19 protein-coding genes are annotated in these 22,991 nt (G+C 66.4%); 4 read left to right on the top strand and 15 right to left on the bottom strand.

What is annotated here, in order from left to right:
• Position 1: 1 nt before the first annotated feature.
• From ACGFZ3_RS17285 to ACGFZ3_RS17270, 4 genes are all read right to left on the bottom strand, one after another.
• A complete protein-coding gene (locus ACGFZ3_RS17285) occupies positions 2-1,198 on the bottom strand; it encodes a molybdopterin molybdotransferase MoeA (protein ID WP_392923939.1) in 1,197 nt (398 codons plus the stop codon).
• Between the two features lie 63 nt (positions 1,199-1,261).
• Positions 1,262-3,538 (bottom strand): xanthine dehydrogenase family protein molybdopterin-binding subunit, encoded by a 2,277-nt coding sequence (locus tag ACGFZ3_RS17280; RefSeq protein ID WP_392923937.1) that lies wholly within the window; start codon positions 3,536-3,538, stop codon positions 1,262-1,264.
• Positions 3,535-4,605, bottom strand: a complete 1,071-nt coding sequence (locus ACGFZ3_RS17275; protein ID WP_392923935.1) for an FAD binding domain-containing protein — start codon at positions 4,603-4,605, stop codon at positions 3,535-3,537. Before ACGFZ3_RS17275 ends, ACGFZ3_RS17280 begins: the two co-directional genes overlap by 4 nt.
• Positions 4,578-5,162 (bottom strand): (2Fe-2S)-binding protein, encoded by a 585-nt coding sequence (locus ACGFZ3_RS17270; protein ID WP_392923932.1) that lies wholly within the window; start codon positions 5,160-5,162, stop codon positions 4,578-4,580. Before ACGFZ3_RS17270 ends, ACGFZ3_RS17275 begins: the two co-directional genes overlap by 28 nt.
• A gap of 211 nt (positions 5,163-5,373) precedes the next feature.
• Between ACGFZ3_RS17270 and ACGFZ3_RS17265 the strand changes: the two genes are divergently transcribed.
• The gene (locus ACGFZ3_RS17265; RefSeq protein ID WP_392923929.1) at positions 5,374-5,772 is read left to right on the top strand and encodes a DUF1622 domain-containing protein; all 399 of its coding nucleotides are present in this window, start codon (positions 5,374-5,376) and stop codon (positions 5,770-5,772) included.
• A gap of 109 nt (positions 5,773-5,881) precedes the next feature.
• On the opposite strand, the gene ACGFZ3_RS17260 is transcribed toward ACGFZ3_RS17265, so the two are convergent.
• From ACGFZ3_RS17260 to ACGFZ3_RS17240, 5 genes are all read right to left on the bottom strand, one after another.
• Positions 5,882-6,274 (bottom strand): hypothetical protein, encoded by a 393-nt coding sequence (locus ACGFZ3_RS17260; RefSeq protein ID WP_392923927.1) that lies wholly within the window; start codon positions 6,272-6,274, stop codon positions 5,882-5,884.
• Between the two features lie 43 nt (positions 6,275-6,317).
• A complete protein-coding gene (locus ACGFZ3_RS17255) occupies positions 6,318-6,569 on the bottom strand; it encodes a hypothetical protein (RefSeq protein ID WP_093535649.1) in 252 nt (83 codons plus the stop codon).
• Positions 6,566-7,900 (bottom strand): TFIIB-type zinc ribbon-containing protein, encoded by a 1,335-nt coding sequence (locus tag ACGFZ3_RS17250; RefSeq protein ID WP_392923923.1) that lies wholly within the window; start codon positions 7,898-7,900, stop codon positions 6,566-6,568. The genes ACGFZ3_RS17255 and ACGFZ3_RS17250 overlap by 4 nt, the downstream gene beginning before the upstream one ends.
• A 17-nt stretch (positions 7,901-7,917) precedes the next feature.
• Positions 7,918-9,066 carry an SPFH domain-containing protein gene (locus ACGFZ3_RS17245; protein ID WP_392923920.1) on the bottom strand — a complete coding sequence of 383 codons (1,149 nt, stop codon included), beginning with the start codon at positions 9,064-9,066 and terminating at the stop codon, positions 7,918-7,920.
• Positions 9,067-9,169: 103 nt separating this feature from the next.
• The gene (locus ACGFZ3_RS17240; protein ID WP_392923917.1) at positions 9,170-9,445 is read right to left on the bottom strand and encodes a hypothetical protein; all 276 of its coding nucleotides are present in this window, start codon (positions 9,443-9,445) and stop codon (positions 9,170-9,172) included.
• Positions 9,446-9,637: 192 nt separating this feature from the next.
• On the opposite strand from ACGFZ3_RS17240, the gene ACGFZ3_RS17235 reads away from it, so the two are divergent.
• Positions 9,638-9,979 carry a hypothetical protein gene (locus tag ACGFZ3_RS17235; RefSeq protein WP_392923914.1) on the top strand — a complete coding sequence of 114 codons (342 nt, stop codon included), beginning with the start codon at positions 9,638-9,640 and terminating at the stop codon, positions 9,977-9,979.
• A gap of 14 nt (positions 9,980-9,993) precedes the next feature.
• Here the strand turns inward: ACGFZ3_RS17235 and ACGFZ3_RS17230 are convergent, their stop codons facing one another.
• On the bottom strand, positions 9,994-11,694 hold the full coding sequence (locus tag ACGFZ3_RS17230) for a diguanylate cyclase (protein ID WP_392923911.1): 1,701 nt from the start codon (positions 11,692-11,694) through the stop codon (positions 9,994-9,996).
• Positions 11,695-11,839: 145 nt separating this feature from the next.
• On the opposite strand from ACGFZ3_RS17230, the gene ACGFZ3_RS17225 reads away from it, so the two are divergent.
• Entirely contained in the window at positions 11,840-13,885 is a 2,046-nt protein-coding gene (locus tag ACGFZ3_RS17225; RefSeq protein ID WP_392923909.1) for a TonB-dependent receptor, read from the top strand.
• Positions 13,886-13,889: 4 nt separating this feature from the next.
• On the opposite strand, the gene ACGFZ3_RS17220 is transcribed toward ACGFZ3_RS17225, so the two are convergent.
• From ACGFZ3_RS17220 to ACGFZ3_RS17210, 3 genes are all read right to left on the bottom strand, one after another.
• Positions 13,890-15,935: a TonB-dependent receptor domain-containing protein gene (locus ACGFZ3_RS17220; RefSeq protein WP_392923906.1), complete on the bottom strand. Its 2,046-nt coding sequence runs from the start codon at positions 15,933-15,935 to the stop codon at positions 13,890-13,892.
• A gap of 153 nt (positions 15,936-16,088) precedes the next feature.
• A complete protein-coding gene (locus ACGFZ3_RS17215; protein ID WP_392923904.1) occupies positions 16,089-17,687 on the bottom strand; it encodes an SDR family NAD(P)-dependent oxidoreductase in 1,599 nt (532 codons plus the stop codon).
• 134 nt (positions 17,688-17,821) lie between these two features.
• Positions 17,822-18,727: an SDR family NAD(P)-dependent oxidoreductase gene (locus tag ACGFZ3_RS17210; protein ID WP_392923901.1), complete on the bottom strand. Its 906-nt coding sequence runs from the start codon at positions 18,725-18,727 to the stop codon at positions 17,822-17,824.
• Here ACGFZ3_RS17210 and ACGFZ3_RS17205 point away from each other — a divergent pair.
• Positions 18,693-19,784, top strand: a complete 1,092-nt coding sequence (locus ACGFZ3_RS17205; RefSeq protein WP_392924257.1) for an AraC family transcriptional regulator — start codon at positions 18,693-18,695, stop codon at positions 19,782-19,784. The genes ACGFZ3_RS17210 and ACGFZ3_RS17205 overlap by 35 nt on opposite strands.
• 32 nt (positions 19,785-19,816) lie before the next feature.
• Here the strand turns inward: ACGFZ3_RS17205 and ACGFZ3_RS17200 are convergent, their stop codons facing one another.
• Both ACGFZ3_RS17200 and ACGFZ3_RS17195 read right to left on the bottom strand, forming a co-directional pair.
• Entirely contained in the window at positions 19,817-21,202 is a 1,386-nt protein-coding gene (locus tag ACGFZ3_RS17200) for a cytochrome c (protein WP_392923898.1), read from the bottom strand.
• Positions 21,203-21,212: 10 nt separating this feature from the next.
• Positions 21,213-22,988, bottom strand: a complete 1,776-nt coding sequence (locus ACGFZ3_RS17195; protein WP_392923895.1) for a GMC family oxidoreductase — start codon at positions 22,986-22,988, stop codon at positions 21,213-21,215.
• Between the last annotated feature and the right edge of the window lie 3 nt (positions 22,989-22,991).

Raw genomic sequence — 22,991 nt, 5'->3', positions numbered from 1 at the left:
CTCACCACCGGTGCAGCCGCAGTGGCTGGCCTGCTGCACCCACGCGGCCGGCGGCAAGTTCCAGCACGCCGGCGGTGCCGGCCAACGCCGTGAAATCGCCGGAATTCCGCGAGGCCACGGGCTCGGCCACCGCATTGCCGGCGTCATCCTCATGCAGATGGACCGGGATGAACTGGGCCAGCGCAAAGGCGGGCAGGGCGGTGGCGAGGGGAACCTGCTCCGCTGCAGCGGGTGCAGCGCCCATGCCCGCCAGCAGCGCCGGACGTACGTAACGGATCAGGCAGACCAGCGACGAAACCGGGTTGCCCGGTAGCGCGAAGACCCGCTGACCTTCAGGCCCCACGCCATACCACATGGGCTTGCCCGGGCGCTGTGCGATGCCGTGGAAGTGGCAACGCACGCCCAGCGCCGCCAGCGTGTCGGGCAGGTAGTCGCGCTGCCCCATGGAAACACCGCCGGACAGCACCAGCGTGTCGTGCGACACCAGCAGCCGGCCCAGCGCCTCGGCAAGCAGGGCGGGATCGTCTGCCAGATGATGCAGGGAGGCGCGGCCCAGGCCGGCCGCCTGCAGCGCGGCCATCAAGGCCAGGTCGTTGGAACGCCGGATCCGCCCCGGTGGCAGTGCTGCGCCCACGTCCACCAGCTCATCGCCGGTAGCGACGATGGCCACGCGGGGCAACCGCGCGACGGTCACCCGGGCCACGCCGTTGGCGGCCAGCAGTGCCATCTGGGGGGCGCCAATGCGGCTGCCGGGCGCCAGCACCGGCGTGCCGGCGGCGCAATCGGTTCCACGGCGGTGGATGAACTGGCCGGCGACCGGCGTGGCCGTAGCGCGCAGTGCATAGCCGTCGGCGGTACGTTCCAGCTGTTCGATCGGCACGATGCAGTCGCAGCCCTCGGGAAGCACGGCGCCGGTCGAAACCTCGATGCAGCTGCCCGGGTCCTCCAGGACCTGGCCGTGCATACCGGCCATCTGCGCACCGGCAACGCGGAGCACGGCGGGCATCACCGGCTGCCAGCGGGTGGCCACCCCGTCCATCATGACCCGGTCGAACGGCGGTTGCGGGCCTTCGGCGACCACGGCCTGTGCCAGCACGCGGCCGACCGCTTCCGGCAGGGCGATCTGCTCGGTGACGACGTCGGGAGTGCTGGAACGAAGCACGGCATCGGCTTCCTCTACGCTGATCAACGGCCTCATCAGTGCGTATGGGTGGCAGGGAATGGCCCAGTTTGGCGATTCCTGCGTGATCGCCATTTCACGTCAGCGCATCACCTTGTCCGGGGTGATCGGGGTGCTGCGGATGCGCTTTCCGGTGGCGTGGAAAATCGCATTGCTGATCGCGGCGGATACCCCCACCAAGCCGATTTCGCCCACGCCCTTGGCGCCCAGGCTGCTGACCACCCGGTCATCTTCATCCACAAACACCACGTCCACGTCGTGGATGTCGGCGTTGACCGAGACGTGGTACTGGGCGAAATCGCGGTTCATGAAGCGGCCAAACCGATGGTCGGCCTCGGTGTGCTCGTGCAGGGCCGCGCCGATGCCCCACACCACGCCGCCGATGATCTGGCTGCGTGCCGTGGTCGGGTTGAGGATGCGCCCGGCGGCAATTGCGCTGACCACCCGCATCACCCGCACGGTGCCCAGGTCTTCGTCGACCCGCACTTCGACAAACACGGCACTGTGGGTGGCGCGGGTGAACCTGCGTTGCTCCAGCAGGTTCGGCAGCAGCAGGTAACTGGCCTCGATGCTGGCTCGCTCAGCCCCGGCCAGCAGCGTGGTCAGCGGTACCGCGCTGGCGGGGTCGTCGCGGAGCGCCAGGGTGCCATCGCGGAACACCACATCCTCCAGACGGGCGCGCGCGAACGCGGTTCCGGGCGCCAACCGCGCCAGTGCCAGCAACCGGCGGCGTAGTTTGGTGCAGGCGCCCTCCACCGCCGAGCCTACGGTGCTGACGTGCGAGGAGCCGCCTTCGATCGGGGCCACCGGCAGGGTGGAATCGCCCAGCTGGAAGGTCACCTGCTCCAGCGGCAGACCCAGCGCTTCGGCGGCGATCATGCTCATCACGGTATAGGTGCCGGTCCCAATGTCGCTGGCGGCGCTGCTCACCACCAACTGGCCATCGGCATGCAGCACCGCGCGCGCGCGGGCGAACATCTGCATGGCATCCCATTGACCGGTGGCCATGCCCCAACCGACCCACTCATTGCCTTCGCGGCGCGAACGCGGCTGCTGCGGGCGGTCGGCCCACCCGAAGCGGGCTGCGCCCTGCTCGTAGCATTCACGCAGTGCCTTGCTCGAATAGGGCTTGCCGTCGGCCGGGTTGACCTCGGCATAGTTCTTCAGGCGCAGCGCCAGCGGGTCCATGCCGAGGCCGGCGGCCAGCTCGTCCATTGCCACTTCCAGCGCATGCACGCCGTGGGCCGCACCGGGTGCGCGCATGTCGATCGGGGTGTACTGGTCCAGGTCCACCACCTTGTAACCCAGATGCACGTTGTCGCAGCGGTACAACTGGCCGCTCCAGTTGACCACTACTTCCACATAATCCTCGATACGTGAGGTTTCCCCCACGGCCTCGTGCCAGATCGAGCGCAGGGTGCCGTCGGCGTCCGCGCCCAGCTTCACCCGCTGCACGGTCTCGGCGCGGTGGCCGAAGGTGAACATCTGCTGCCGGGTCAGCACTACCCGCACCGATTTTTCCAGCGCCAGCGAGCCCATCACGGCCAGCGGCAGCTGATACTGCGGGCGCAGCCCCGCGCCAAAGGCACCACCCACATACGGGTTGCGCACCGTCACTTTCCGCTTGGGCAGGCCGAACACATGCGATACGTACCACCGGCTGTTCTGCGACCCCTGTGTCTTGTCGTAGATGGTCAAGTGCCCGTCATCCCCGCGGATCACCGTGCTGGCGAACAGCTCCATCGGGTTGTGGTGTTCCACGCCGTGGTAGAAATCGGCGGTGACCTGGAAGGGCGCCTGCGTGAACGCGTCATCGGGCTCGCCCTTGTCTTTGGGCGGCGCGGAAAAGCCTGCTTTCAGCTTCTTCGGTGGGCGTGCCCGGGCCATGGCAGCCAACAGGTTGGTGTCGTGCTCCTCGACGTCGTAGTGCACCTCCACGCGTTCGGCAGCCTCGCGGGCGGCTTCGAATGTCTCGGCCAATACCAGCGCGACCGGCTGGCCGCTGTAGAGCACGGTGGCGTCGTACAGGGGGCGGAACGGGCTGCCGGCCGGCGCGGTCATGTCCTTGTAAAACACACCTGCACTGCGCATCCGCGGGCGGTTGTCGTGGGTGAGAATGCGCAGCACGCCAGGGACTGCCAGGGCGGCGTCCAGGCTGAAGCCCAGAATCCTTCCCTTGGCGACGGTGCTGTTGACCGCCACCCCGTACACCAGGTCCAGCGCCGGCCACTCGGCGGCGTAGCGCGCCTGGCCGGTGACCTTGGCGCGCCCGTCAATGCGCGGCGTAGCGGTGCCGGTCGGCACGTGCCCGGTGCCTGCCGGTGCTACCGGCGGATGGAGCGGGTTGGGAAGATTCATGCCGGCGTCTCCGGTTGGGGGCGCGAGCTGCCCTGGTTGTCGACGGTGCCACGTGCGGCGGTTTCGAGCGCGCGGATCACCGTGCGCCGGGCCAGCGGGATCTTGAAGGCGTTCTGGCCCTGCGACACCGCGCCCTGCAGCAGTGCCTCAGCGGCGGCGGCAAAGGCTTCGGCCCCGGGTCGTGCGCCCTCCAATGCCGCTTCGGCGGCAGCCACTCGCCACGGCTTGTGCGCCACGCTGCCCAGTGCCAGTCGCGCAGCGCGGATGGTGCCATCCGGCCCGATATCCAGTGCGGCCGCGACCGAGACCAGCGCGAATGCGTAGGACAGGCGTTCGCGCACCTTCAGATACGCGCTGTGGGCGGCAAAGCGCATGGCCGGGGGCAGCTCGATGCGAAGGATCAGTTCATCGGCGGCAAGCGAGGTGTCGACATCGGGCGTGTTCCCGGGCAGCCGATGGAAGTCGGCGAACGGAATCGCGCGTTCACCGCGCACGCTGGCTACATGCACTACTGCGTCCAGGGCGGCAAGGGCCACGCACATGTCCGACGGGTGGGTGGCGATGCAGTACTCGCTCGCGCCGAGGATGGCGTGGTGGCGGGTCAACCCGCCGATGGCAGAGCAGCCGCTGCCCGGCTCACGCTTGTTGCAGGGAGTGGCGCGGTCGTAGAAGTACGTGCAGCGAGTGCGCTGCAGCAGGTTGCCCCCGTTGCTGGCCATGTTGCGGATCTGCGGGGATGCGGCGGCGAGCATGGCGGCTGACAGCAACGGGTAGTCGCGCTCCACCAGCGGGTGCCAGGCCGTGTCGGCGTTGCGCGCCGTAGCGCCCAGGCGCAGGCCGCCGTCATCGCGTGCTTCGATGCGATCCAGCGGCAGCCGGTTCACGTCGACCAGTGCGGCCGGGGTGACCAGCTGCAGCTTCATCAGGTCCAGCAGGTTGGTGCCGCCCGCAACGGGCCGTATATCGTTGCTGCCGGCGGAGCCGGCCAGGGCCTGCAGGGCGTAGGCGATCGTATCGGGTCGCTGGTAGGTGGCCGGAATCATGCCGGCACCGTTCCTGGAACCCATTCAGACGCCGGGGCGTCGGTTCGTGGAGATTGATCCGTTTCCAACACGGACATGACTGCCTCGGTGATCTGCGGGTAGGCGCCGCAGCGGCAGACGTTGCCGCTCATCAGCTCGCGCACCTGGTCGCGGCTGCACGCCTTGCCCTCGTTGATGAGGCCCTGCGCGGAGCAGATCTGCCCGGGCGTGCAGTACCCGCATTGCAGCGCATCGCAGGCGATGAAGGCCCGCTGCAGCGGATGCAGGTCGTCGCCGTCGGCAAAGCCTTCGATGGTCTGCACCTGTGCCCCGTCCTGCATCACCGCCAGGGTCAGGCAGCTGTTGATTCGTCGCCCGTCCACCAGCACGGTGCACGCCCCGCATTGCCCGTGGTCGCAGCCCTTCTTGGTGCCGGTCAGCTGAAGGCGTTCACGCAGCAGGTCAAGCAGGCTGGTGGAGGATTCGACCTGCAGCGCATGCGGCGCCCCATTGATGGTCAGACTCAGCGGGTACAGCACCCGCGGGCGCGGGGCAGGCCGTGGGGGTGTGGCGGCAAGCAGGGGGGCGACAGACTCGCTCATGGCAGTTCCGGCTGGGGCGATACGCTCCACCGTGCGCCATGTGGCGTCCAACCGGGGTGCAGGCGCAGTGCAGTGCACGCGAAGATGTCGCCGGCTGCCCTCACGTAGATTTACTGAGTCGCGCTCCGTAGTTCAACGCTGGCTGCGGTATCTGCGTGCCACCACCCTGTGCGCAACACTGCCACCGCAGTGCTCCGGGAGCCCGCGTGCCATGCCCAGTCAAGCCTCCGCCATCCACTGGGTCGAATGGTCGGCATTGGGTATCGAGTTGCTGGCCATCGCGCTCATTGTTGCCACGATCCTGGTGTCCACCGCCGTCTACGTCGTGGCGCTGGTGGTCCAGCACAAGGACCATGCCGACAGCTACGAGCGCTACCGGCGTCGGCTGGGCCGCGCTCTGTTGCTGGGCCTGGAGATCCTGGTCGCCGCCGACATTGTCCGCACCGTGGCGCTGGACAGCACGCTGAACGCGATATTGTCGTTGGGCCTGCTGGTCATCATCCGCACCTTCCTGAGCTGGTCAGTCGTGCTGGAGGTCGAGGGCTTCTGGCCCTGGAAGCGCCCACCTGCGCGGCAACCGGGCGCACGGGAGGAACACGCTCCGCCATGACGATCCAGGCACTGACGATTCTTCACGTCAAATGGCGACGGCGCAGTGTATCGACGTCGCCTGTCACACGTGACCAGGGTTCAAGCGGCTGACGCGATGCAAGTGGCGATCACTGATTTCCTTCGCCATGGCGTACGGCGAAGATGATCTCCTTGCGGTGCATCTCCGCCAGCTCCGAGCGGGCCACCACGATCTCGTCGTCCATATCCCACACGACCTCCTTGAGATCGCCACGCAGCTCGCGCTTGGCCGACAGTTCGTCATCCCAAGCGCTGCTGTCGGTGACCACGGTGACGGTGTCCGGCTCGACCTTGATGACCTTCAGCAGGCCGTAGGCCTTTTCGCCCGGCTGCTGGAACTCGGCAAATTCCGAAAGCACCGCTGCATACAGGTCACCGACCTTCGGGTCGTTCGACTCAGTGGCCTTGTCGCCGCCACGGCCGCAGGCAGTGAGAAGGCTCAGCGAGGTGAGCAGCAGGGCAAGGAAGGCAAGCTTCTTCATGGTCATCCATAATGTGAAGGGCAGAAAGTGGCGGCATTCTACCTCACCCGCTGTTGCGCACGACCCGCTTGCGGTACTCACGCACGTTGTCGCCCCGGATCCGCGTTTCCTGCGTGCCCGTGATGGTGTCGACCTGTCGGTCCGAGCCGGTCACTGGCTTGGCCTCCACCGTGGTCTCACGCTCGAACGCATGCGACTTGTCGGTGTTGCGGTAGTACCGGTACAGGCCCCAGTACAAGGCGGTCGCGCTGGCGGGACCCGCCAGCAGCAACCAGAGTCCACTGTCATCGCTCATGAGGCTGCTACCAGGAACCAGAGGGTGATGGCTTCAACGATGGTGCCGGTGGTGAGCGCGGCCAGCAGCAGCTTCCACTGCTGTACCGGCACGCTGCCCATGGTTTCACCGGTACGGCCGTTGACCGCGATGTAATGCAGCATGCCGCCGTTGCGGCCAGGCTGGTGGTACGAATACAGCCATACCGGCAGGTACATGGATACCCAGCGCGAGCCGTGCAGGTCCACGCGTTCCTGCTCCCAGCGCACGCCGCGGTCGTAGCGGCGCACCGAGCCTTCCACCTGCGCGCGGGCGATGGAGAGCAACTGGTCTTCCAGCCGCGGCTTCATCTTTTCCACGTCCAGGGTGCGCTTCTCGGACGAGAAGCCCAGCAGGTACGATGCGTTCCACTTCAGCGCGTTCTTGGTATCGAACGGCAGGATCGCATTGATGATGTTGTTGGTATTGGCCTTGGTATCCAGGTTGCCGCGTTCGGCCGACGATTCCAGCGGCAGGTCATCCACGGTAAAGTCCACCGCGCGGTCCACCTGGTATACATCGGCGTCGTAGTAGGTCTTTTTCTTGTCGCCTTCGCCGCGGGTGTACTGGCGGGTCAGGATTTCGCCCTTGCCGGATACGCTGGCGCTGACATTGCTGTCCACGATCATGTAGGGCATGTACACGCCGACCACGTTCTCGGGCGTGAACTGCTCCTTGAACGCCTTCAGCGCGAACAGGCGGCGCTTGTCCACGAACTGGCGGATGCGCGCCACCGCATCGTCTTTCGTGATGCGGAACGGCAGCACCGCATCGGGCACCGCGCCGTTGGACACCTGTTCGTTGACGCCGAACACATGGCGGCACCAGTGGCAGCGTGCGGTCATGGTGGTTTCGGTGTTGATGGTCACTTCGGCGCCGCAGCCGGTGCATTTGAAGCTCATCAGGCTGGCGGTGCCGGCCTCGATGTCGCGTGCGCCCGACGCGATGATGGTGCCGCGCAGCTGGTCCAGGCCTTCGCCCAGGCCGAACTCCTGCTCGACCAGCGCGCCATGCCATTCGTTCCGGCAGAACTGGCAGACCAGCACATCGGTACCCAGCTTGAGGCGCACATCGGTGGAGCCGCACTTGGGGCAGCGGTTCAGGCCGTCCTTGAGCTCTTCGGCACTGGTATCGAGCGCGACCGGATCCGGCGCCTCGATCTCGGCGCGGATCGGATCGGGCAGGGTGGCCGGGTCAAGCGGGAAGCTGCCCGGCAGGGGTGGTACATCGCGCGGCGAGCCGGGGCCGGTCACGCCCGCCGGCAACGGCGGTGGGCCCCCGGGTAGCGGGGGCGGAGTCTTCGGGTCGGACATGGTTTCGTTCGTCCGCCTTACAGACCCAGTGCCTTGGCCTTGAGTGCGTTGTAGTCGTCCTGGGTGATCAGGCCGAGGTCCAGCATCTCCTTGGCCTTCTGGAGCTTGGCCACCGGATCGTCGGCCGCCGGTGCTGCCGGGGTGACCGGCTGCTGCATGCCGGCCGCACCGAACATGCCGGTCGCCATGCCGACCCCGACCAGGCCGGCCGCGCCGCCATTCTCACCGGCCGACTGGATGCCCTGGGCCACGCTGGCCTGCAGGTTGGAATTGCCGCGGCCACCGGACAGCGCATCGGCGCGCTGCACCGTCTTGAGCAGCTCGCGGGTGTTGGCGTCGTATTCGATGGAGACAATGGCGGTCTTGACGATGGCCAGGCCACGGTCGGACTTCCACTGGTAGCCCTGTTCAACCGCCGCCGACAGGCTCTGGGCAAAGCCCAGCGAATCCTGCTGCAGCTTGGTGATGCGGTTGCCCTTGCCGGGATCGTTGGTGTACAGGCTGAACGCCGGGGCCAGCGAGCCCACCACTTCGTTGAACAGCTGGCTGGCCGCCGCGTTGTCCAGGTCGGTGAAGTCGAACACCTTGCCCGGCTGCAGGTAGATGGCCGGCACGAAATTCTTCACGAACAGGATCGGGTCGACGATCTTCAACGTGTACGAGCCACGCGTGACCGCACCGACCTGGGTGTTGAGGAAGCCGTCGTCCCAGTAGATTTCCGACTGGGTGCCGAAGCGGTTGTCAGGCAGTTCCTTGAGCGAGACAAAGAACGCCGCCTGCTGGCCGCCCGGCTGGCCGCCGAACTTGAAGCGCTCCCAGCTCTGCTTGATCAGCGGGGTGACGATGCCGTCGCCAGCAAAGATCGACTGCGAATTGAGGTCATCCGAGCGCCATTCGTAGCCACCCGGTTCGGCCACGAAGCCGGTGATGGCGCCATCCTGGAACAGCAGCAGGCCGTAGCCTTCCGGCACGACGATCTTCGAGCCGTTGGTGATGATGTTGGACGAGCCGCTGGTATTGGACCCGCGCCCGGCGTTGGTGCCCTGCGGCACGGCCGCGAACAGCGCCGCGGTGGCCGGCAGGCCCGCCGGCACGGTGTAGAAGTCCTTCCACTGGTCGGCCAGCACGCCGCCCACTGCACCCTTCACTGCCTGTACAAGACCCATGACCCGCTCCGTGTGATCCAAGGACGGGCACCGCGCCCGTCACGATGCGTGGACTATAACAGCGGGACGTGGCCCGGCGATGGACGTATCCGGCAGCGGTGCCTTACGGCAGATCGCACTTCATCCTGCCGTCCACATAGTATGGCTTGGGTACGTTCGGGTTCTCGCTGGTCTTCTCGAACACCACCTCGAAGGAGGCCGCATCCGGCGTGCCCTTGCGCTCGGTGCAGGCGTCCTGCAGCTTCTTCTTGACCGCGGCGATTCCCGCGTCGCGATTGGCGCCGTCGGCGCTGTTGGTCAGGTTGGCGACTTCCGCGAAAGCGAGGGAACTCATGCCCAACAGGCATCCGGCGAGAACGGCAGCGTGCAGCTTCTTCATTGCGACTCCTTTGCAGTGCCCAGTGCTTCGGTCAAGCGATCCGGACGGAACGAGGGTCAGCCCGGGCGCTGTGCCCAAGGCGGGCTGTCAGCATAAGGAGCGCGGGTTAAGGCGTCGTGGTCGGATGGCTGTCTTGACGCCGCCTTGGCACCGGCTGAGGATACTTCCAGCGTGTCCAGCGGGAGACGGGTCATGAGCGCATCACATACTAGTTTCAAGGCGCCGCAGGTACTGCGGATCGAAACCATGTCGCTGGATCTGGGCGAAATGGCGGTGGTGATCGAGCTGGACGCTGCGCCGTCGCGCGCCTGGGCCCATGCGCTCGACAAGGCACTGTTGCAGGGCGAAGGATTGGAAGACGCCAGCGCACGGTTCGATGGGCGATTTGTGTACATCATCGGCCTGGAGCCGGAGCTGCGGGGCGCCGTGCAGCGGGTCAGCCGGGTGCTGGCGGTGGTGCAGGGGCGCGCGGTGCAGGGCCCGCGCGTTCCCGCTGCGGTCCAGCACGGTGGCAGGCAGGCGGTGCATGCCTGAAGGTGGGGGCGTTGTCAGCCACCGGCACGCCTTTCCCTGCGCCGGCGCTCATACAGCTTCATGTCCGCGCGGTTGATGGTATCGGCGACGGCTTCCGACGCCCGGTTGATCGCGCAGCCGCCTGAGAAGCGGATCGGCGCGAGGTGGGCGCGCTGCTGGTACCCGGCCTCCAGTGCCTGCAATCTTCCCAGCGTTGCGCCGGGGACGAAGACCAGGAACTCGTCGCCGCCCAGACGTACCACCACTTCGCCTTCATCAAGCGGGGCTGACAGGAACGCCACAAACTCCACCAGCACGGCGTCGCCGTGGGCGTGCCCCTGGGTGTCATTGATCTCCTTGAAGTGATCCAGGTCGAACACCAGACAGCCCCACGCATCCAGCTGATTCCCGGCCAGCTCGCTCAGATACCGGCGATTGAAGGCGCGGGTCAACGGGTCGCGGATGGCCAGCTCGAGCAGCTGCCGCTCCTGCAGGTGCTGGGTGGTGATGTCCTGTGCGTGGCCCAGCACGTAGGGTGGGTCGGCCTCGGTATCCAGCACGTTGTGGTAGGCCCAATAGCGCTTCGAGCCGTCCTCGGCCACCAGCTCCATCAGCCCCGAATCGCTCTGGTTCTCCACGATCCGCTGCAGGTAGTGCTGCAGGTGCGGCTGCTTCTCGACGGGGATGATCTCGCCCAGCGAACGCCCCAGCAGTTCGGCCTCCGGTCGTCCCAGCGACAACGACGCGGCAGGATTGACCGAGGTGATCACCCCGTCCAGGGTATGCGTGCAGATCAGTCCCAGGCTGTGCTGGAACAGCCGGCGGTAGCGTGCCTCGCTGTGCGCCAACGCGTCGCTGGCCGTGCGTTGTTCGGTCACGTCCTGAATGGCACCGATCAGCCGGGTACCGGTCGCGTCATCCACGCGTTGCCCTACGATGTGGACCCAACTGCGTTCGCCGCCGGCCTTGGTTGCCTTTACCGTGAGGTCGATGGGGGTCCCATCGGCGGCGCAGGACGCAATGGCATCCTGCAGCAGGGCCCGGCTTGCGTCAGGGTAGAACGCCCATGCGGCGTCAAGGCTCGGATCGAACTCCTCGGCCACGCCATGGATCAAACGGGTTTCCCGGGTCCAGTCCAGTATGCGGGTGTCGAGCGCCAGCTCCCAGCCGCCGACTTTGGCCAGGGTATTGGTGCGCTCCAGGAAGCGCTGGCTGCGTTGCAGCTGGTGGTGCAGCCGGTTGCTCTCGGCAATACGGTTGAGCAGGCTGGCGCGCTGCTCCATGCCGATGGCCGCTACCCGCGCAAGCCATGCCAGTGCTTCGCGCTGCCCCAGGCTCGCGCGCCCGGGCTCCGGGTTGAGCAGGCACAGCGTGCCGATCCGGCTGCCGCCCTCCAGCCGGATCGGCGCGCCCAGGTAATGCCGCACGTACGGCGGGCCCACTACGATCGGGTTGTCGGCAAACCGTGGGTCGTCCCGCGCGTCCTCCACTTCCAGCACCATGTCGGATTGGATCGCCCAGGTGCAGAACGAGATGTCGCGCGCAGTCTCGGTGGCCACATCCAGGCCCACCTGGGCCTTGAACCATTGTCGTTCGCCATCGATCAGGGAAATCATCGCGACCGGCATGCCGGTCAGGGCATGTGCGGCGCGGGTCAACGCATCGAAGAACGGTTCGGGGTCCGAATCCAGGATCCGCAGGGAATCCAATGCTGCCTGGCGTGCACTTTCGGTCATCCGGTGGCTCCACAGCGCATTTCGACGCGACCCTCCGTCGCGTCTGGACCCATCGTAGAGAGCCGCCGGGCAGTGGCCGGTGAAATACGGTGTTACGTCTGAGTAACGTAATGTTATAGTGTCACATTACTTCCAGCGCTCTGACATGAAGATCCACGCCCTCGTTGCGGCCCTCGCCGCCGTTCTGCTCGCCCCCGACTCCCGCGCCCAATCGTCCGACGCTGCGCTCACGCTGGGCCGGGTAGACGCACACCAGCACACCGAAGGCCAGCTGACCGCCCATCAGGTGCTGACCTCGGTGGACGTGCTTGGCGCCGACCAGATCGAGGACAAGAACGTCTCGCACAGCTGGGAACTGCTCGGCCAGATGCCCGGCATCCAGCTCACCGAAACCCGCCAGGGCGCCGAATCGGGCAAGGTCAGCTTCCGCGCCTTCAATGGCGAGGGCTATCTCAATGCGATCAAGACGCTGATCGATGGCGTGCCCAGCAACGTCAACAGCGGCAACCAGCGCTTCATCGACATGCTGTTTCCGCTGGAAATCAGCTTCATCGAGGTGGTGCGTGGCACCAACGATCCGCGTTACGGCCTGCACAACATCGGCGGCAACGTGAACTTCGGCACGCGCCAGGGCGGCACCTACACCGACGGCCGGTTCAGCTACGGCAGTTACAACACGCGTGATGCGCAGCTGGCCATCGGCCGGGAGAACAACGGCTTCGCGCAGAACTACTTCATCGGCACCCAGGCCTCGGAGGGGTATCGTGACCATGACAGCTCACGCAAGTACGCCATCGGCGGCAAGTGGTTCTACGGGAGTCTGGACGACGGCATGCGCATCGGTCTCACTGCACGTGCCTACCACCACGAAGCCGATGAGCCGGGTTTCATGACGGCCGAAGAGCTGCGTACCGACCGCCGCGGCTCTCAGCTGCGAAACGCCAACGACGGCGACGACCGTGACATGCGCCAGATCGGCGTGCACATGGACCTGAAGCTGGCCGACACCCTGTTCCTGGGCAGCAAGCTGTACTACAACCGCTACGAAGACGACCGCCGGGTGACCTTCAGTGACCTGCCCACCGGCAATGCGCCGCGCCAGCGCCGCGTGTGGGACGAAACGCAGACCGGCATGCTCACCACGCTGACCTGGCAGCCCGGCGCCACCCTGACCCTCGAAGGTGGGGTGAATGTCGAGCACCAGGACAACGGTTACATCCGCGAGCGTTTCAGCTACGCCGAGCCCACCGACTTCAGCGCCCCCCCGGCACGCGTGCAGAACAACGACCGCCACACTTTCGACAATTACGGCGCGTATGTGCAGGCGATCTACCAGCCCATCGACGCGCTGAAGATCGTGCCGGCGTACCGGGTGGACCGTTTCGATGGCGATACCCGCCTGCCGGGCGGCATCACCGGCCCGCTGCAGCGCTACGGCACCATCGAGCAGCCCAAGCTGAGCGTGGTCTATGCCTTCACCGACAGCACCAACGTCTATGCCAACTGGGGCCGCACGTTCCAGGTGCTGACCGGCTCCACTGCGCCGGCCTACCTCACGCCGGGGCAGGGCGCCATGAACCCCTCCACCAATACCGGCATGGAGCTGGGCATGAAGTTCAGCCCGTTTGCCGGCAGCCAGGCGCGTATCGCGGTATGGCAGCAGGATGCGGCCAACGAAGTGTCCAACATGCCCGCCACCGGTACCACCGTGACCCTGGGCAAGACCCGCCGGCGTGGCGTGGATGCGCAGATCAGCGCGCAGGTGGGGGAGAAGTGGACGGTATGGGCCTCCCACGCGTACCAGGAGGCCAGGATCGAGCGTGATGGTCGCGATGCCAGCCTGTCGCTGGAGGGGCGTGAAGTCGCCGCCACCCCGCGTTACATCAGCAACATCGGCCTGGATTACCAGGCTACTGAAGCACTGCAGCTCGGCTTGCAGGGCAGGGCGCAGGGCGATTACTACCTGGAAGAGCGCAACGCGGCCGGCAAGTACGGTGGCTTCGCGGTGCTGGACCTCAGCGCCCGCTATGACATCACGCCCCGTTGGAGCGTCGATGTGCAGATGAAGAACGCCACGGACCGCCAGTACGCTTATGCGTGGTACGACAGCTTCTTCTGGGAGCAGCCGCAGCCGATGTTCTCACCGGCTGCGGGGCGCTCGCTCCATCTCGCCTTCAACATGAAGCTCTGACCGATCAGAACCGCGCAGTAGCTCCCACGAAGAAGGTGCGCGCACCCCCGTCGTAGTTGTTGCCTTCGTCGATGGTGGAGACGTCGCCTGCGTTCAGCACGCCTGCGCGCAGGGTCAGGTTCTCGTTGACGTTGAACCCGGTCACCAGGTCCCACGTGGTGTAGGCCTTGGCGAACGTCGCGCTGGTGCTGGAGACCAGCTGCTCGCCGATGTGCTGCGCGCTCAGGTTCAAGGACCACGCCTCGGTGACCTGCCAGTCCAGCGAGGTGTTGGCGGTGATCTTCGGCACCACCAGCAGGTTCGCGCCGGTGGTGCGGTTCTTCGATTCCAGCATGCGGGTGGCGTTGGTGGTCCAGCTCAGGCGCTCGTGCAGGGGCACGGTGACGCTGGCTTCCACGCCCCGGGTGCGCGCCTTCTGGATGTTCTGCGCCACCGTCCACCAGAAACCGTTGACGAAGCTGGAGTCGTAGCCGGGAATCTCGCGCAGCGGCACCTGTTCGATCTTGTCGTCGAAGTCGGTGAGGAAGTAGGTGGCCGAGGCCGACCAGCCGCCGCGATCGAAGCCGACGCCCAGCTCGTAGTTGGTGCTGGTTTCCGGTTCCAGGTTCGGGTTGCCGGCCATGTAGCAGCCGGTGGTGCCATCGGCGCTGACCGACCGGTTGGTCCAGCCTTCCACGGTCAGGCTGCGGCAGCCGTTGCCGCCGGACTGGGTGGCCGCGCCGGCGCTGCCCTGCTTCAAGTTCGGGGCGCGGAAGCCCTGCGATACGCCGCCGCGCACGGTCCAGTCATCGGACGGGTGCCACACGCCGTAGATGCGCGGGCTGAGGTTGTCGTCGTAGTTTTCGGTGTTGTCCCAGCGCAGGCCCAGGGTCAGGGTGAAGCGCTCATGCAGGGTGATGTGATCTTCGGCGAACAGCGCCCACGAATCGGCCTCGTTGGTCGGGCTGATCCGGCCGCTGCCGCTCCAGGTCACCGGCACGGTGCCGATGGTGTCGGTGTTCTGCAGCTCCTCGCGCTTCCACTGCCCGCCCACGTTCAAGCGGTGCTCGACGCCCAGGTGGAAACCGGTGGCGAAGGCGGTATCGAACACCGTCTCCTTGGAGTGGTTGCCCACCTGGCTGCCCTTGTCCTCGTAATCGTTCTGGGTCAGCGTGGACTTGGAAGTGCTGGCATCACCATAGCGACCGTCATGGGTCACCACATAGCCGGTGTGCACCAGCTTGGACAGGCCCCATGCGCCGACATCGCCGCCACCGCGGTTGCGCTGCACGCCATGGGTGGCTTCGAAGCCCACGGTGTGGTCGCCGTTGATCGCCCAGTTGAGCAGCGCGTTGGCATTTTCCGCCTTGGTGCCCGGGGTCTGACCACGACCACGATCGGATTTGCGATCGGTCACGTTGGCGCCGATGCGCAGGCCCAGGTTTTCCGTGAGCGGGCCGCTGAACAGCGCGCCCATCTGGGTGGTGTTGCCGCGCGTGGACGAATCCGGCTTGCTGTAGTTGAAGGTGACCGAGCCACCCCATTCCGGGGCGATCCTGCGGGTGATGATGTTGATCACCCCGCCCATGGCATCGGAGCCGTACAGCGACGACATCGGGCCACGCACCACTTCGATGCGTTCGATCATGTCCGGCGACAGCCAGTTCAGATCCTGCGGACCCAGGTCATCGCGGTAGTTCACGCCGGACGAATTGCCCTGGCGGCGGCCGTCGATGAGGATCAGCGTGTACTGCTCGGGCAGGCCGCGCAGGCGGATCTTGGACTGCGCACCTGACAGCGCGTAGCCACCGGTCACGCCCGGCACGGTGCTGAGCAGTTGGCCGATGCTGGTCACCGGCTTGCGCTCGATTTCCTGGCGGGTGATCACGCTGATGCTGGCGGGGGCGTCCTTGATCCACTGCTGGGCACCGGTGGCGGTGACCACCACGGTGTCCATGTTTTTGGCATCGCCCGCGGCATCGGCGGCTGCATGGGCCTGGGCGGAGAGGGCGAGGGTGATGGCGGCGGCCAGAACGGCGGAGACATGGGCGGAACGGGAGGAAACGTGCATCGAGCAAACTCCTGAGCAAGAGGGTCCGCTGGCGATGGCTGGGACGTCCGTGTGCGTTGTTTCAGACAACTTTAACAATCGTATCACGAATCATTCGCATCAGATACATTGCGACATGAAGGCGCCAGCATCCTGCTGGCGCCGTCGCGCGCCTCACCAGTCGGTGGGCGCGTAATCCTTCAGGAACTGGCCCCACACGTGCTCGCCCGTGTTGAAGCCGTGGATGATCGGGTCGACGATGCGCGCGGCACCATCAACGATGTCCAGCGGCGGGTGGAAGCGTTCTTCCTCCACCTTGCGCGCGGCGATCTCTGCCGGATCCTCATCGGTGACCCAGCCGGTATCCACGGAGTTCATGTGGATGCCATCGTTCTGGTAATCGGCCGCCGAGGTGCGCGTCATCATGTTCAACGCGGCCTTGGCCATGTTGGTGTGCGGGTGGCGGGTGGTCTTGAAGTTGCGGTAGAACTGCCCCTCCATCGCCGACACGTTGACGATGTGCTTGTCGCGCTCGGGCGAACGCAGCATCAGCGGCTTCAGGCGCGCATTGATGATGAACGGTGCGATGGCGTTGACCAGCTGGGTTTCCAGCAGTTCTACCGACGGCACTTCGGCCATCAGCAGGCGCCACGAATTGCGCCCGCGCAGGTCCACCTGCTGCAGGTCCTGGTCCAGCCGACCTTCGGGGAACAGGTGCTGCTGGCCCAGCAGTTCATCGGCCAGCAACGGCACCTGCGAAAGCTCGGCCGCGCGGGTCAGGCCATCGGCCCCCACCAGCGCCTGCTCCTGCAGCGAGGGCACGTTGGCATCCGAGCCCAGGCCCAGCATCTCCGGGCTGCGCAGCCCTTCGTACTGCCCCACCAGCTTGCGGATGGTGTCCGGCAGGTCGTGCAGGGCGGCGGTTTCGCCGGCCATCATGTGCGCGTAGAACTGCGGCGGGCGGCGCACGGTCTGGCAGGCGTTGTTGATGATGAAGTCCAGCCGCGTGCGCGTGGCCAGCAGCTCGTTGCAGAACGCTTCCACGCTGGGCGTGTGGCGCAGGTCCAGGCCGTACACCTGCAGACGGTGGCCCCATTCGGCGAAGTCCGGCTCTTCGGCATAGCGTGCGGCCGAATCGCGCGGGAAGCGCGTGGTAACGATCAGCTCGGCACCGGCGCGCAGCAGCTTCAGGCCCGCCTGGTAGCCGATCTTGACCCGGCCGCCGGTGAGCAGCGCCACGCGGCCGCGCAGGTCGGCGGTTTCGGTGCGCTTGATGAAGTTCAGCTCGGCACAGGCCGGGCACATCTGGTCGTAGAAATGGTGCAGTTGGGTGAACTTCTGCTTGCACACATAGCAGTGGCGCAGTTCCGGCGAATGCACCGGCTCCGGCGTGGCGTCGGCGTTTTCACCGTTGTGCGGATCGTGCAGGCCGGCCTTGTGCGGCGGGAAGTAGTTCGGCGTACTGAACACCGGCTTGCGGCGCAGCGCGCGTATGCCGGTCTGTTCCAGCAGCGCTTCGGCCTTGCGCACCTTTTCCTGGTGGCGGGCCTTGGCCTGCTGCTTGAGCATCGCCCGGCGCGCTTTGGGCTCGGGGTGGTAGACCTTGGCCACGACCTGGTGGAAACGCACGCGGTCATCTTCCGGCAGCGTGTCCAGCACGGCGCGGTCGGCCTCGATCGCCTCCAGCAGGTCCAGCGCAGCGCGCAGGCGGTCGGTCAGGGGCAGCTCGTCCTGGGGCAGGGCGTCGGCGGGAGGGGAGGCGATAGCGTTCACGTTGGATCCGGAGATGACGGCAGGATGGCGGCCGGGGTAGTGCGCCCGGGCCGCAGGTTCAGCGGGCCGCTATTCTCCCCGATCTGGGGCTTTCATGCTGGGGAACGCTGAACGAGGCGCCGCCGTGTGCACGCTCAGCTGACGTCGTGCCCGGTCCATTGCGCCGACAACACCCACAGTTGTTCGGCAATGGCATCGTCCGCCGCCCAGGCTGCCACGCCCTTGCGGCCCATGGCCCCATCGTTGAGTGGAGCGACATCGGAATCCTCGCAATACACCGCGCCGTGGCCGGCAAGCAGTGGGCTGGTTGCGCACCAGAGGGTGGTGGCCGCGCCCTGTTCGACGGTTTTCATGCCCTTCTCAGGGTCGACCTTGGGGTTTCCCTGTGCATCCAGCGCATCGAACGCAGAGAGCTCTTCTTCGCTGAGATGGCGCGCCAGGTCGGTAAGGATCTGGCCAGGATGCAGCGAGAAGGCACGAATGCCGTGATCGCGGCCGCGTGCATCCAACGCGCGTGCGAACAGCGCATTGGCGGTCTTGCTTTGGCCGTACGCCACCCATTTGTCGTACGGGCGCCGGTCGAAATCGATGTCATCCAGGTCCACCCCTGCGAGCTGATGGCCCCGCGAGGAGACCGCTACGACCCTGCAGCCTTCTGCGGCCCGCAGCGCCGGCCAGAGTCCGCACGCAAGGCGGTAATGACCGAGGTGATTGGTCGCAAACTGAGCCTCGTGCCCGTCGGCATCGTGCGACAGCGGCGTGGCCATGATCCCGGCGCTGTTGATGAGCAGGTGCACCGGAACCCCACGACGGACGATCGCAGCGCCGAAGGCGTCGACCGAAGCCGCCGTGAACAGGTCCATCGGCATGATCTCGACCCCGGACAGGCCCGCCAGCGCCGAACGGGCGCGGGTCACGTCGCGTGCCGGCACGATCACCTCGGCACCGGCCTGGACCAGGTGGCTGACCGTGACCCGGCCAAGACCGGAGTAGCCGCCGGTGACGATGGCGCGCTTGCCGATCAGGTCGATACCGGCCATGACGTCGGCGGCAGTGCTGGCGGGGCCAAAGGGACTTCCAAGGGGCTGCTGGGGGGTGAGCATGGGGCGGGCCTGTAGCGGGGATGTGCGTCTATTTTCCCTGTCTCAAATGGACGAACCAGCTGCTGGCGTCTATATTTCTGTCGTGATCATCCAGGACCTGCCCGCCGATCCCCTGTCCGATGTGCTCAGCCTTTCCGGCCTGAGCGCCGCATGTTCGGTGCGGCTGTCAGCAGGGGGCGATTGGGCGCTGCGCTTCCGGCCCATTGCACTGAAGTTCAACGTCGTTCGACGTGGCAGCTGCTGGTTACGGGTGGAAGGCATGCCTTCAGTGGCGCTGCAGGCGGGCGATTGTTTTGTGGTCAAGGCAACACCGTTCGTGTTGGCGAGCGATCCGGCCGTGCCAGCCATCGACGCCGCGCAGGTATTTTCCGGTTCACCCGACGCTGGGCGGTACGGCAGTGGTGAGGATGTTGCGCTGCTCGGCGGCAGCGTCACCCTGCAGGGACCGGCTGCGTCCGAACTGCTGGAACTGCTTCCCGGCGCCATTGTCATCCGCGCGCAGCCGTGCGGGGCATCGCCCATCGCCTGGCTGCTTGATGCGCTGGATCGCGAATGGCGGGCCGGGCACGCAGGTGCCCGTGTGGTCTGCAATGACCTGCTGCGTCTGATGTTCGTGCATGCGCTGCGGCAGCATATCGATACGGCCGATGTGGATGCGCTGGGGTGGCTGGGTGGTCTCAAGGATCCGCCCATCGCGGCGGCGCTGCGCAGCATCCATGCGGCGCCCGAACAGCCGTGGACGCTCCAGGCGTTGGCCGCGATCGCCGGGATGTCCCGCTCGGCATTCGCGTTGCGCTTCAGGCAGGCGGTGGGGCAGGCCCCGGTAGCCTATGCTGCCCGGTGGCGGATGCGGGTCGCGGCGTTGCGATTGAAGAACACGGTCAGCAGCGTGTCACGGATTGCCGCGTCGCTTGGATTTCTTTCCGACGCGGCGTTCGGCGCGGCCTTCCGCCGCGTGTACGGCATGTCGCCTGGCCAGTACCGCCGCAGCTGATGCTGGCGCGCGTGTCGCGCGCCAGCCTGTTTTTATTCTGCGTCTTCGCTGTCCCGCGCGGTCGTCGGATCATGCGCGGCCTTGGCCGCCTTGGCCTCGTCCTGCAGGTGCTGGCGGACCTTTCTGGCCTGGTCGGCGGTCACCGTGCCCGCATTGTTGCCGAAGTCCTGGCGGATGAAGGTCGCCAGCTGCGCGATCTCGGTATCCGACAGGCGCTCGGCGAACCCGGGCATGCCCAGGTTGGAGGGGCGCAGGGCGGTGGAGGGCAGCTCGCTGCCGGCCAGCAACAGGCGGATCACCGAGGTCGGGTCATCGGCCAGCACGGTCGGGTTGCCGGCGATGGCAGGGAACACGTTGGTGTAACCCCTGGCATCGGTGCGGTGGCAGGCGGCGCAGTTGTCGACGAACAGCACAGCACCGCGGCTGTCGTTGATGCCGGTCTGCAGCTTGCGCGCGGTGGCATCGCTGGCGGTGTACGCAGAAGGATCCTGCGCACTGGCCGGCAGCTGCTTGAGGTAGACCGCGATCGCCTTCAGGTCGTCGTCGGTGAGCTTCTGCGTGCTGTGCCGGACCACGTCGGCCATCGGCGTGCCCACCACCGCGCTGTGCGCGTTGCGGGCGGTACGCAGGGTGTCCACGATGTCCTGCTCGGACCAGCGGCCCAGGCCATCGGCCGCGTTGCCGCGCAGGTTCACCGCGTTCCAGCCATCGATCACCTGGCCGCCCGACAGATAGGCAGCCCCGGATTCGTCCAGTGCTTTTTCCTGCAGCGCGAAGCCGCGCGGCGTGTGGCAGCTGCCGCAGTGGCCCAGGCCCTGTACCAGGTAAGCGCCGCGGGCCAGCTGGGGATTGTTGTAGTGGCTAGGATCGAATGCCACCGCTTCCGCGTCCGGCGCGAAGGTCTTGCGCCAGATCGCCAGCGGCCAGCGCATCGACAGCGGCCAGGTGATGTCCACGCCCCGGTTTTCCTGCCGCACCGGCGCGATATCGCCGTGCACGAAGTACGCGTGCAATGCCCGCACATCGTCATCGGTGATGCGTGCGTAGGACGGGTAGGGCATGGCCGGATACAGCGTGCGGCCATCGGGTGCGATGCCGTGCCGCACCGCGCGGTCGAAGTCGTCCAGCGAGTAAGCGCCAATCCCGGTTTCCTTGTCCGGCGTGATATTGGTGCTGTAGATGTTGCCCAGCGGCGAGGCCACCGGCAGCCCGCCGGCAAACGGCTTGCCGCCCGGCCTGGTGTGGCAGGCGGTGCAGTCGCCGGCCGCAGCCAGGTAGCGCCCGCGCTCGATCAGCGCCGCGTCGGCGGTGGGGCCATCGGCCAGGACGCGGGTCTTGGTGGGAATGAACGCATAGGCCAGCGCGGCCAGCAGCACCACCAGGCCGATCACCACGATCCAGAGAAGAAGCTTCTTCATGCGCGCCTCCTCAAGCCTGGACCAGTGGGCCCGGATCGGGCAGGTACTTCTCGCGGATCGCCTTTGCTGCCCAGTAGGCCAGCCCGCCGACCAGCCCAGTGGGGTTGTAGCCGTTGTTCTGCGGGAACGCATTGGCACCGATCACGAACACGTTCGGCACGTCCCAGCTCTGCAGGTAGCGGTTCAACGCCGAGGTCTTCGGGTCTGCGCCCATGATCGCGCCGCCGCAGGTGTGCGTGCTCTGGTACTTGGTGATGTTGTAGTGCTCGCCGTTCTTCTTGGCATCTCCACTCATCGACAGCGGATTGAGCGTGCGGCTCATCTGCATGGCCTGGTCCACGAAGAACTGGGAAGCCTTGATCTCGTTCGGATGCCAATCGAAGGTCATGCGCAGCAGCGGGCGGCCGAAGGAGTCCTTGTAGTTCGGGTCCAGGCTCAGGTAGTTCTGCCGGTAGGACATGCACGCACCCTGCACCTCGTAATAAAAGTTGTGGCGGAAGTTGTCGGCCGCTGCCTTCTTCCACGCCGCGCCCCAGTTCGGCGTGCCGGAGGGCACGTTGATGCCGCGCACCGGGCCGGCGCCGGGCTGGCGCGCCCAGACCAGGCCGCCACCGACAAAGCCGGCCTTGGCGTTGTCCAGCTGGTTGCCGTTGAGGTCGTCCATGGTGGTGCCGGCACCACCGATGCCGATGAAACCGTTCGCCTGCACGTCCTTGTCGAAGAACAGCACCACCCGGTTGAGGTTCTGGTAGGAGTAGTTGCGTCCCACGGTGCCGGTGTTGGTCTGCGGGTCGTAGGCTTCACCGATGCCGGAGACCAGCATCAGGTGCACGTTGTAGAGCTGGAACGCGCACAGCAGCACCATGTCGGCCGGCTGGTCCACTTCACGGCCCTGCGCATCCAGGTAGGTCACGCCGGTGGCCTTGGCTTTGGTGCTGTCCAGGTTCACCCGCAGCACCTGCGAATGCGTGCGCAGCTCGAATTTCGGGCGCTGGCGCAGCACCGGCAGGATGCAGGCGTTCGGGCTGGCCTTGGAATAGTTGAGGCAGCCGTAGTCGCTGCAGAAGCCGCACGCGTTGCACGGGCCCAGCTGGCAGCCGTAGGGGTTCACATACGGGCCGGAGGCGTTCGAGGCCGGAATCGGGTAAGGGTGCCAGCCCATTTCCTTGGCCGCCTTGTAGAACTGCTCGCCGCCCAGGTAGTTCGGGTTTGGGCCGAGCGGATATTCGCCCGAGCGTGAGCCTTCGAACGGGTTGCCGCCTTCCTGCACCACGCCGTTGATCACGCCCGCCTTGCCGGAGGTGCCGCACACCAGCTCGAACATGGCCAGATGCGGCTCGAGTTCGGCATAGGTGACCGGGAAATCCTGGATGGTCATGTCCGCCGGGATGAAGCTCTTTCCGTAGCGTTCTTCCACATTGGTGCGCAGGATCAGGTCTTCCGGCAGCGGCCGGAAGTGCGCGCCGGACCAGTGGCTGCCCGCGCCGCCCACGCCGGTCCCGGGCTTGAACGAGCCCATCTGCCGGTAGGGCACTGCGGTATCGGCCAGGGTGTGGCGCACCGTCACCGTTTCCTGGTTCAGGCTCTGCAGGTACTTGCGGTGGACCGAGCCTTCCAGCTCGTCCACCACCTTCGGGTAGGCGAAATCGGGCTGGGTATCGCGGTCGCCGCCGCGTTCCAGTGCCACCACGTGCAGGCCGGCATCGGTGAGTTCCTTGGCAAGGATCGCCCCGGTCCAACCCATGCCGACGATGACCGCATCGACCTTCGGTTTCGTGATCGCCATGGC

It is taken from the genome of Stenotrophomonas sp. NPDC047960 (assembly GCF_043204395.1).
GTDB lineage: Bacteria > Pseudomonadota > Gammaproteobacteria > Xanthomonadales > Xanthomonadaceae > Stenotrophomonas.
The sequence above is the reverse complement of the archived record's forward strand: the minus strand, read 5'-3'. Positions and strand labels throughout refer to the sequence as shown.

Bases quoted from the DNA above. Each gene is read 5' to 3' on its own strand.
- ACGFZ3_RS17285 (WP_392923939.1), bottom strand. From the start codon at position 1,198: ATGAGGCCGTTGATCAGCGTAGAGGAAGCCGATGCCGTGCTTCGTTCC.
- ACGFZ3_RS17280 (WP_392923937.1), bottom strand. From the start codon at position 3,538: ATGAATCTTCCCAACCCGCTCCATCCGCCGGTAGCACCGGCAGGCACC.
- ACGFZ3_RS17275 (WP_392923935.1), bottom strand. From the start codon at position 4,605: ATGGGTTCCAGGAACGGTGCCGGCATGATTCCGGCCACCTACCAGCGA.
- ACGFZ3_RS17270 (WP_392923932.1), bottom strand. From the start codon at position 5,162: ATGAGCGAGTCTGTCGCCCCCCTGCTTGCCGCCACACCCCCACGGCCT.
- ACGFZ3_RS17265 (WP_392923929.1), top strand. From the start codon at position 5,374: ATGCCCAGTCAAGCCTCCGCCATCCACTGGGTCGAATGGTCGGCATTG.
- ACGFZ3_RS17260 (WP_392923927.1), bottom strand. From the start codon at position 6,274: ATGAAGAAGCTTGCCTTCCTTGCCCTGCTGCTCACCTCGCTGAGCCTT.
- ACGFZ3_RS17255 (WP_093535649.1), bottom strand. From the start codon at position 6,569: ATGAGCGATGACAGTGGACTCTGGTTGCTGCTGGCGGGTCCCGCCAGC.
- ACGFZ3_RS17250 (WP_392923923.1), bottom strand. From the start codon at position 7,900: ATGTCCGACCCGAAGACTCCGCCCCCGCTACCCGGGGGCCCACCGCCG.
- ACGFZ3_RS17245 (WP_392923920.1), bottom strand. From the start codon at position 9,066: ATGGGTCTTGTACAGGCAGTGAAGGGTGCAGTGGGCGGCGTGCTGGCC.
- ACGFZ3_RS17240 (WP_392923917.1), bottom strand. From the start codon at position 9,445: ATGAAGAAGCTGCACGCTGCCGTTCTCGCCGGATGCCTGTTGGGCATG.
- ACGFZ3_RS17235 (WP_392923914.1), top strand. From the start codon at position 9,638: ATGAGCGCATCACATACTAGTTTCAAGGCGCCGCAGGTACTGCGGATC.
- ACGFZ3_RS17230 (WP_392923911.1), bottom strand. From the start codon at position 11,694: ATGACCGAAAGTGCACGCCAGGCAGCATTGGATTCCCTGCGGATCCTG.
- ACGFZ3_RS17225 (WP_392923909.1), top strand. From the start codon at position 11,840: ATGAAGATCCACGCCCTCGTTGCGGCCCTCGCCGCCGTTCTGCTCGCC.
- ACGFZ3_RS17220 (WP_392923906.1), bottom strand. From the start codon at position 15,935: ATGCACGTTTCCTCCCGTTCCGCCCATGTCTCCGCCGTTCTGGCCGCC.
- ACGFZ3_RS17205 (WP_392924257.1), top strand. From the start codon at position 18,693: ATGGCGCGCTTGCCGATCAGGTCGATACCGGCCATGACGTCGGCGGCA.
- ACGFZ3_RS17210 (WP_392923901.1), bottom strand. From the start codon at position 18,727: ATGGCCGGTATCGACCTGATCGGCAAGCGCGCCATCGTCACCGGCGGC.
- ACGFZ3_RS17200 (WP_392923898.1), bottom strand. From the start codon at position 21,202: ATGAAGAAGCTTCTTCTCTGGATCGTGGTGATCGGCCTGGTGGTGCTG.
- ACGFZ3_RS17195 (WP_392923895.1), bottom strand. From the start codon at position 22,988: ATGGCGATCACGAAACCGAAGGTCGATGCGGTCATCGTCGGCATGGGT.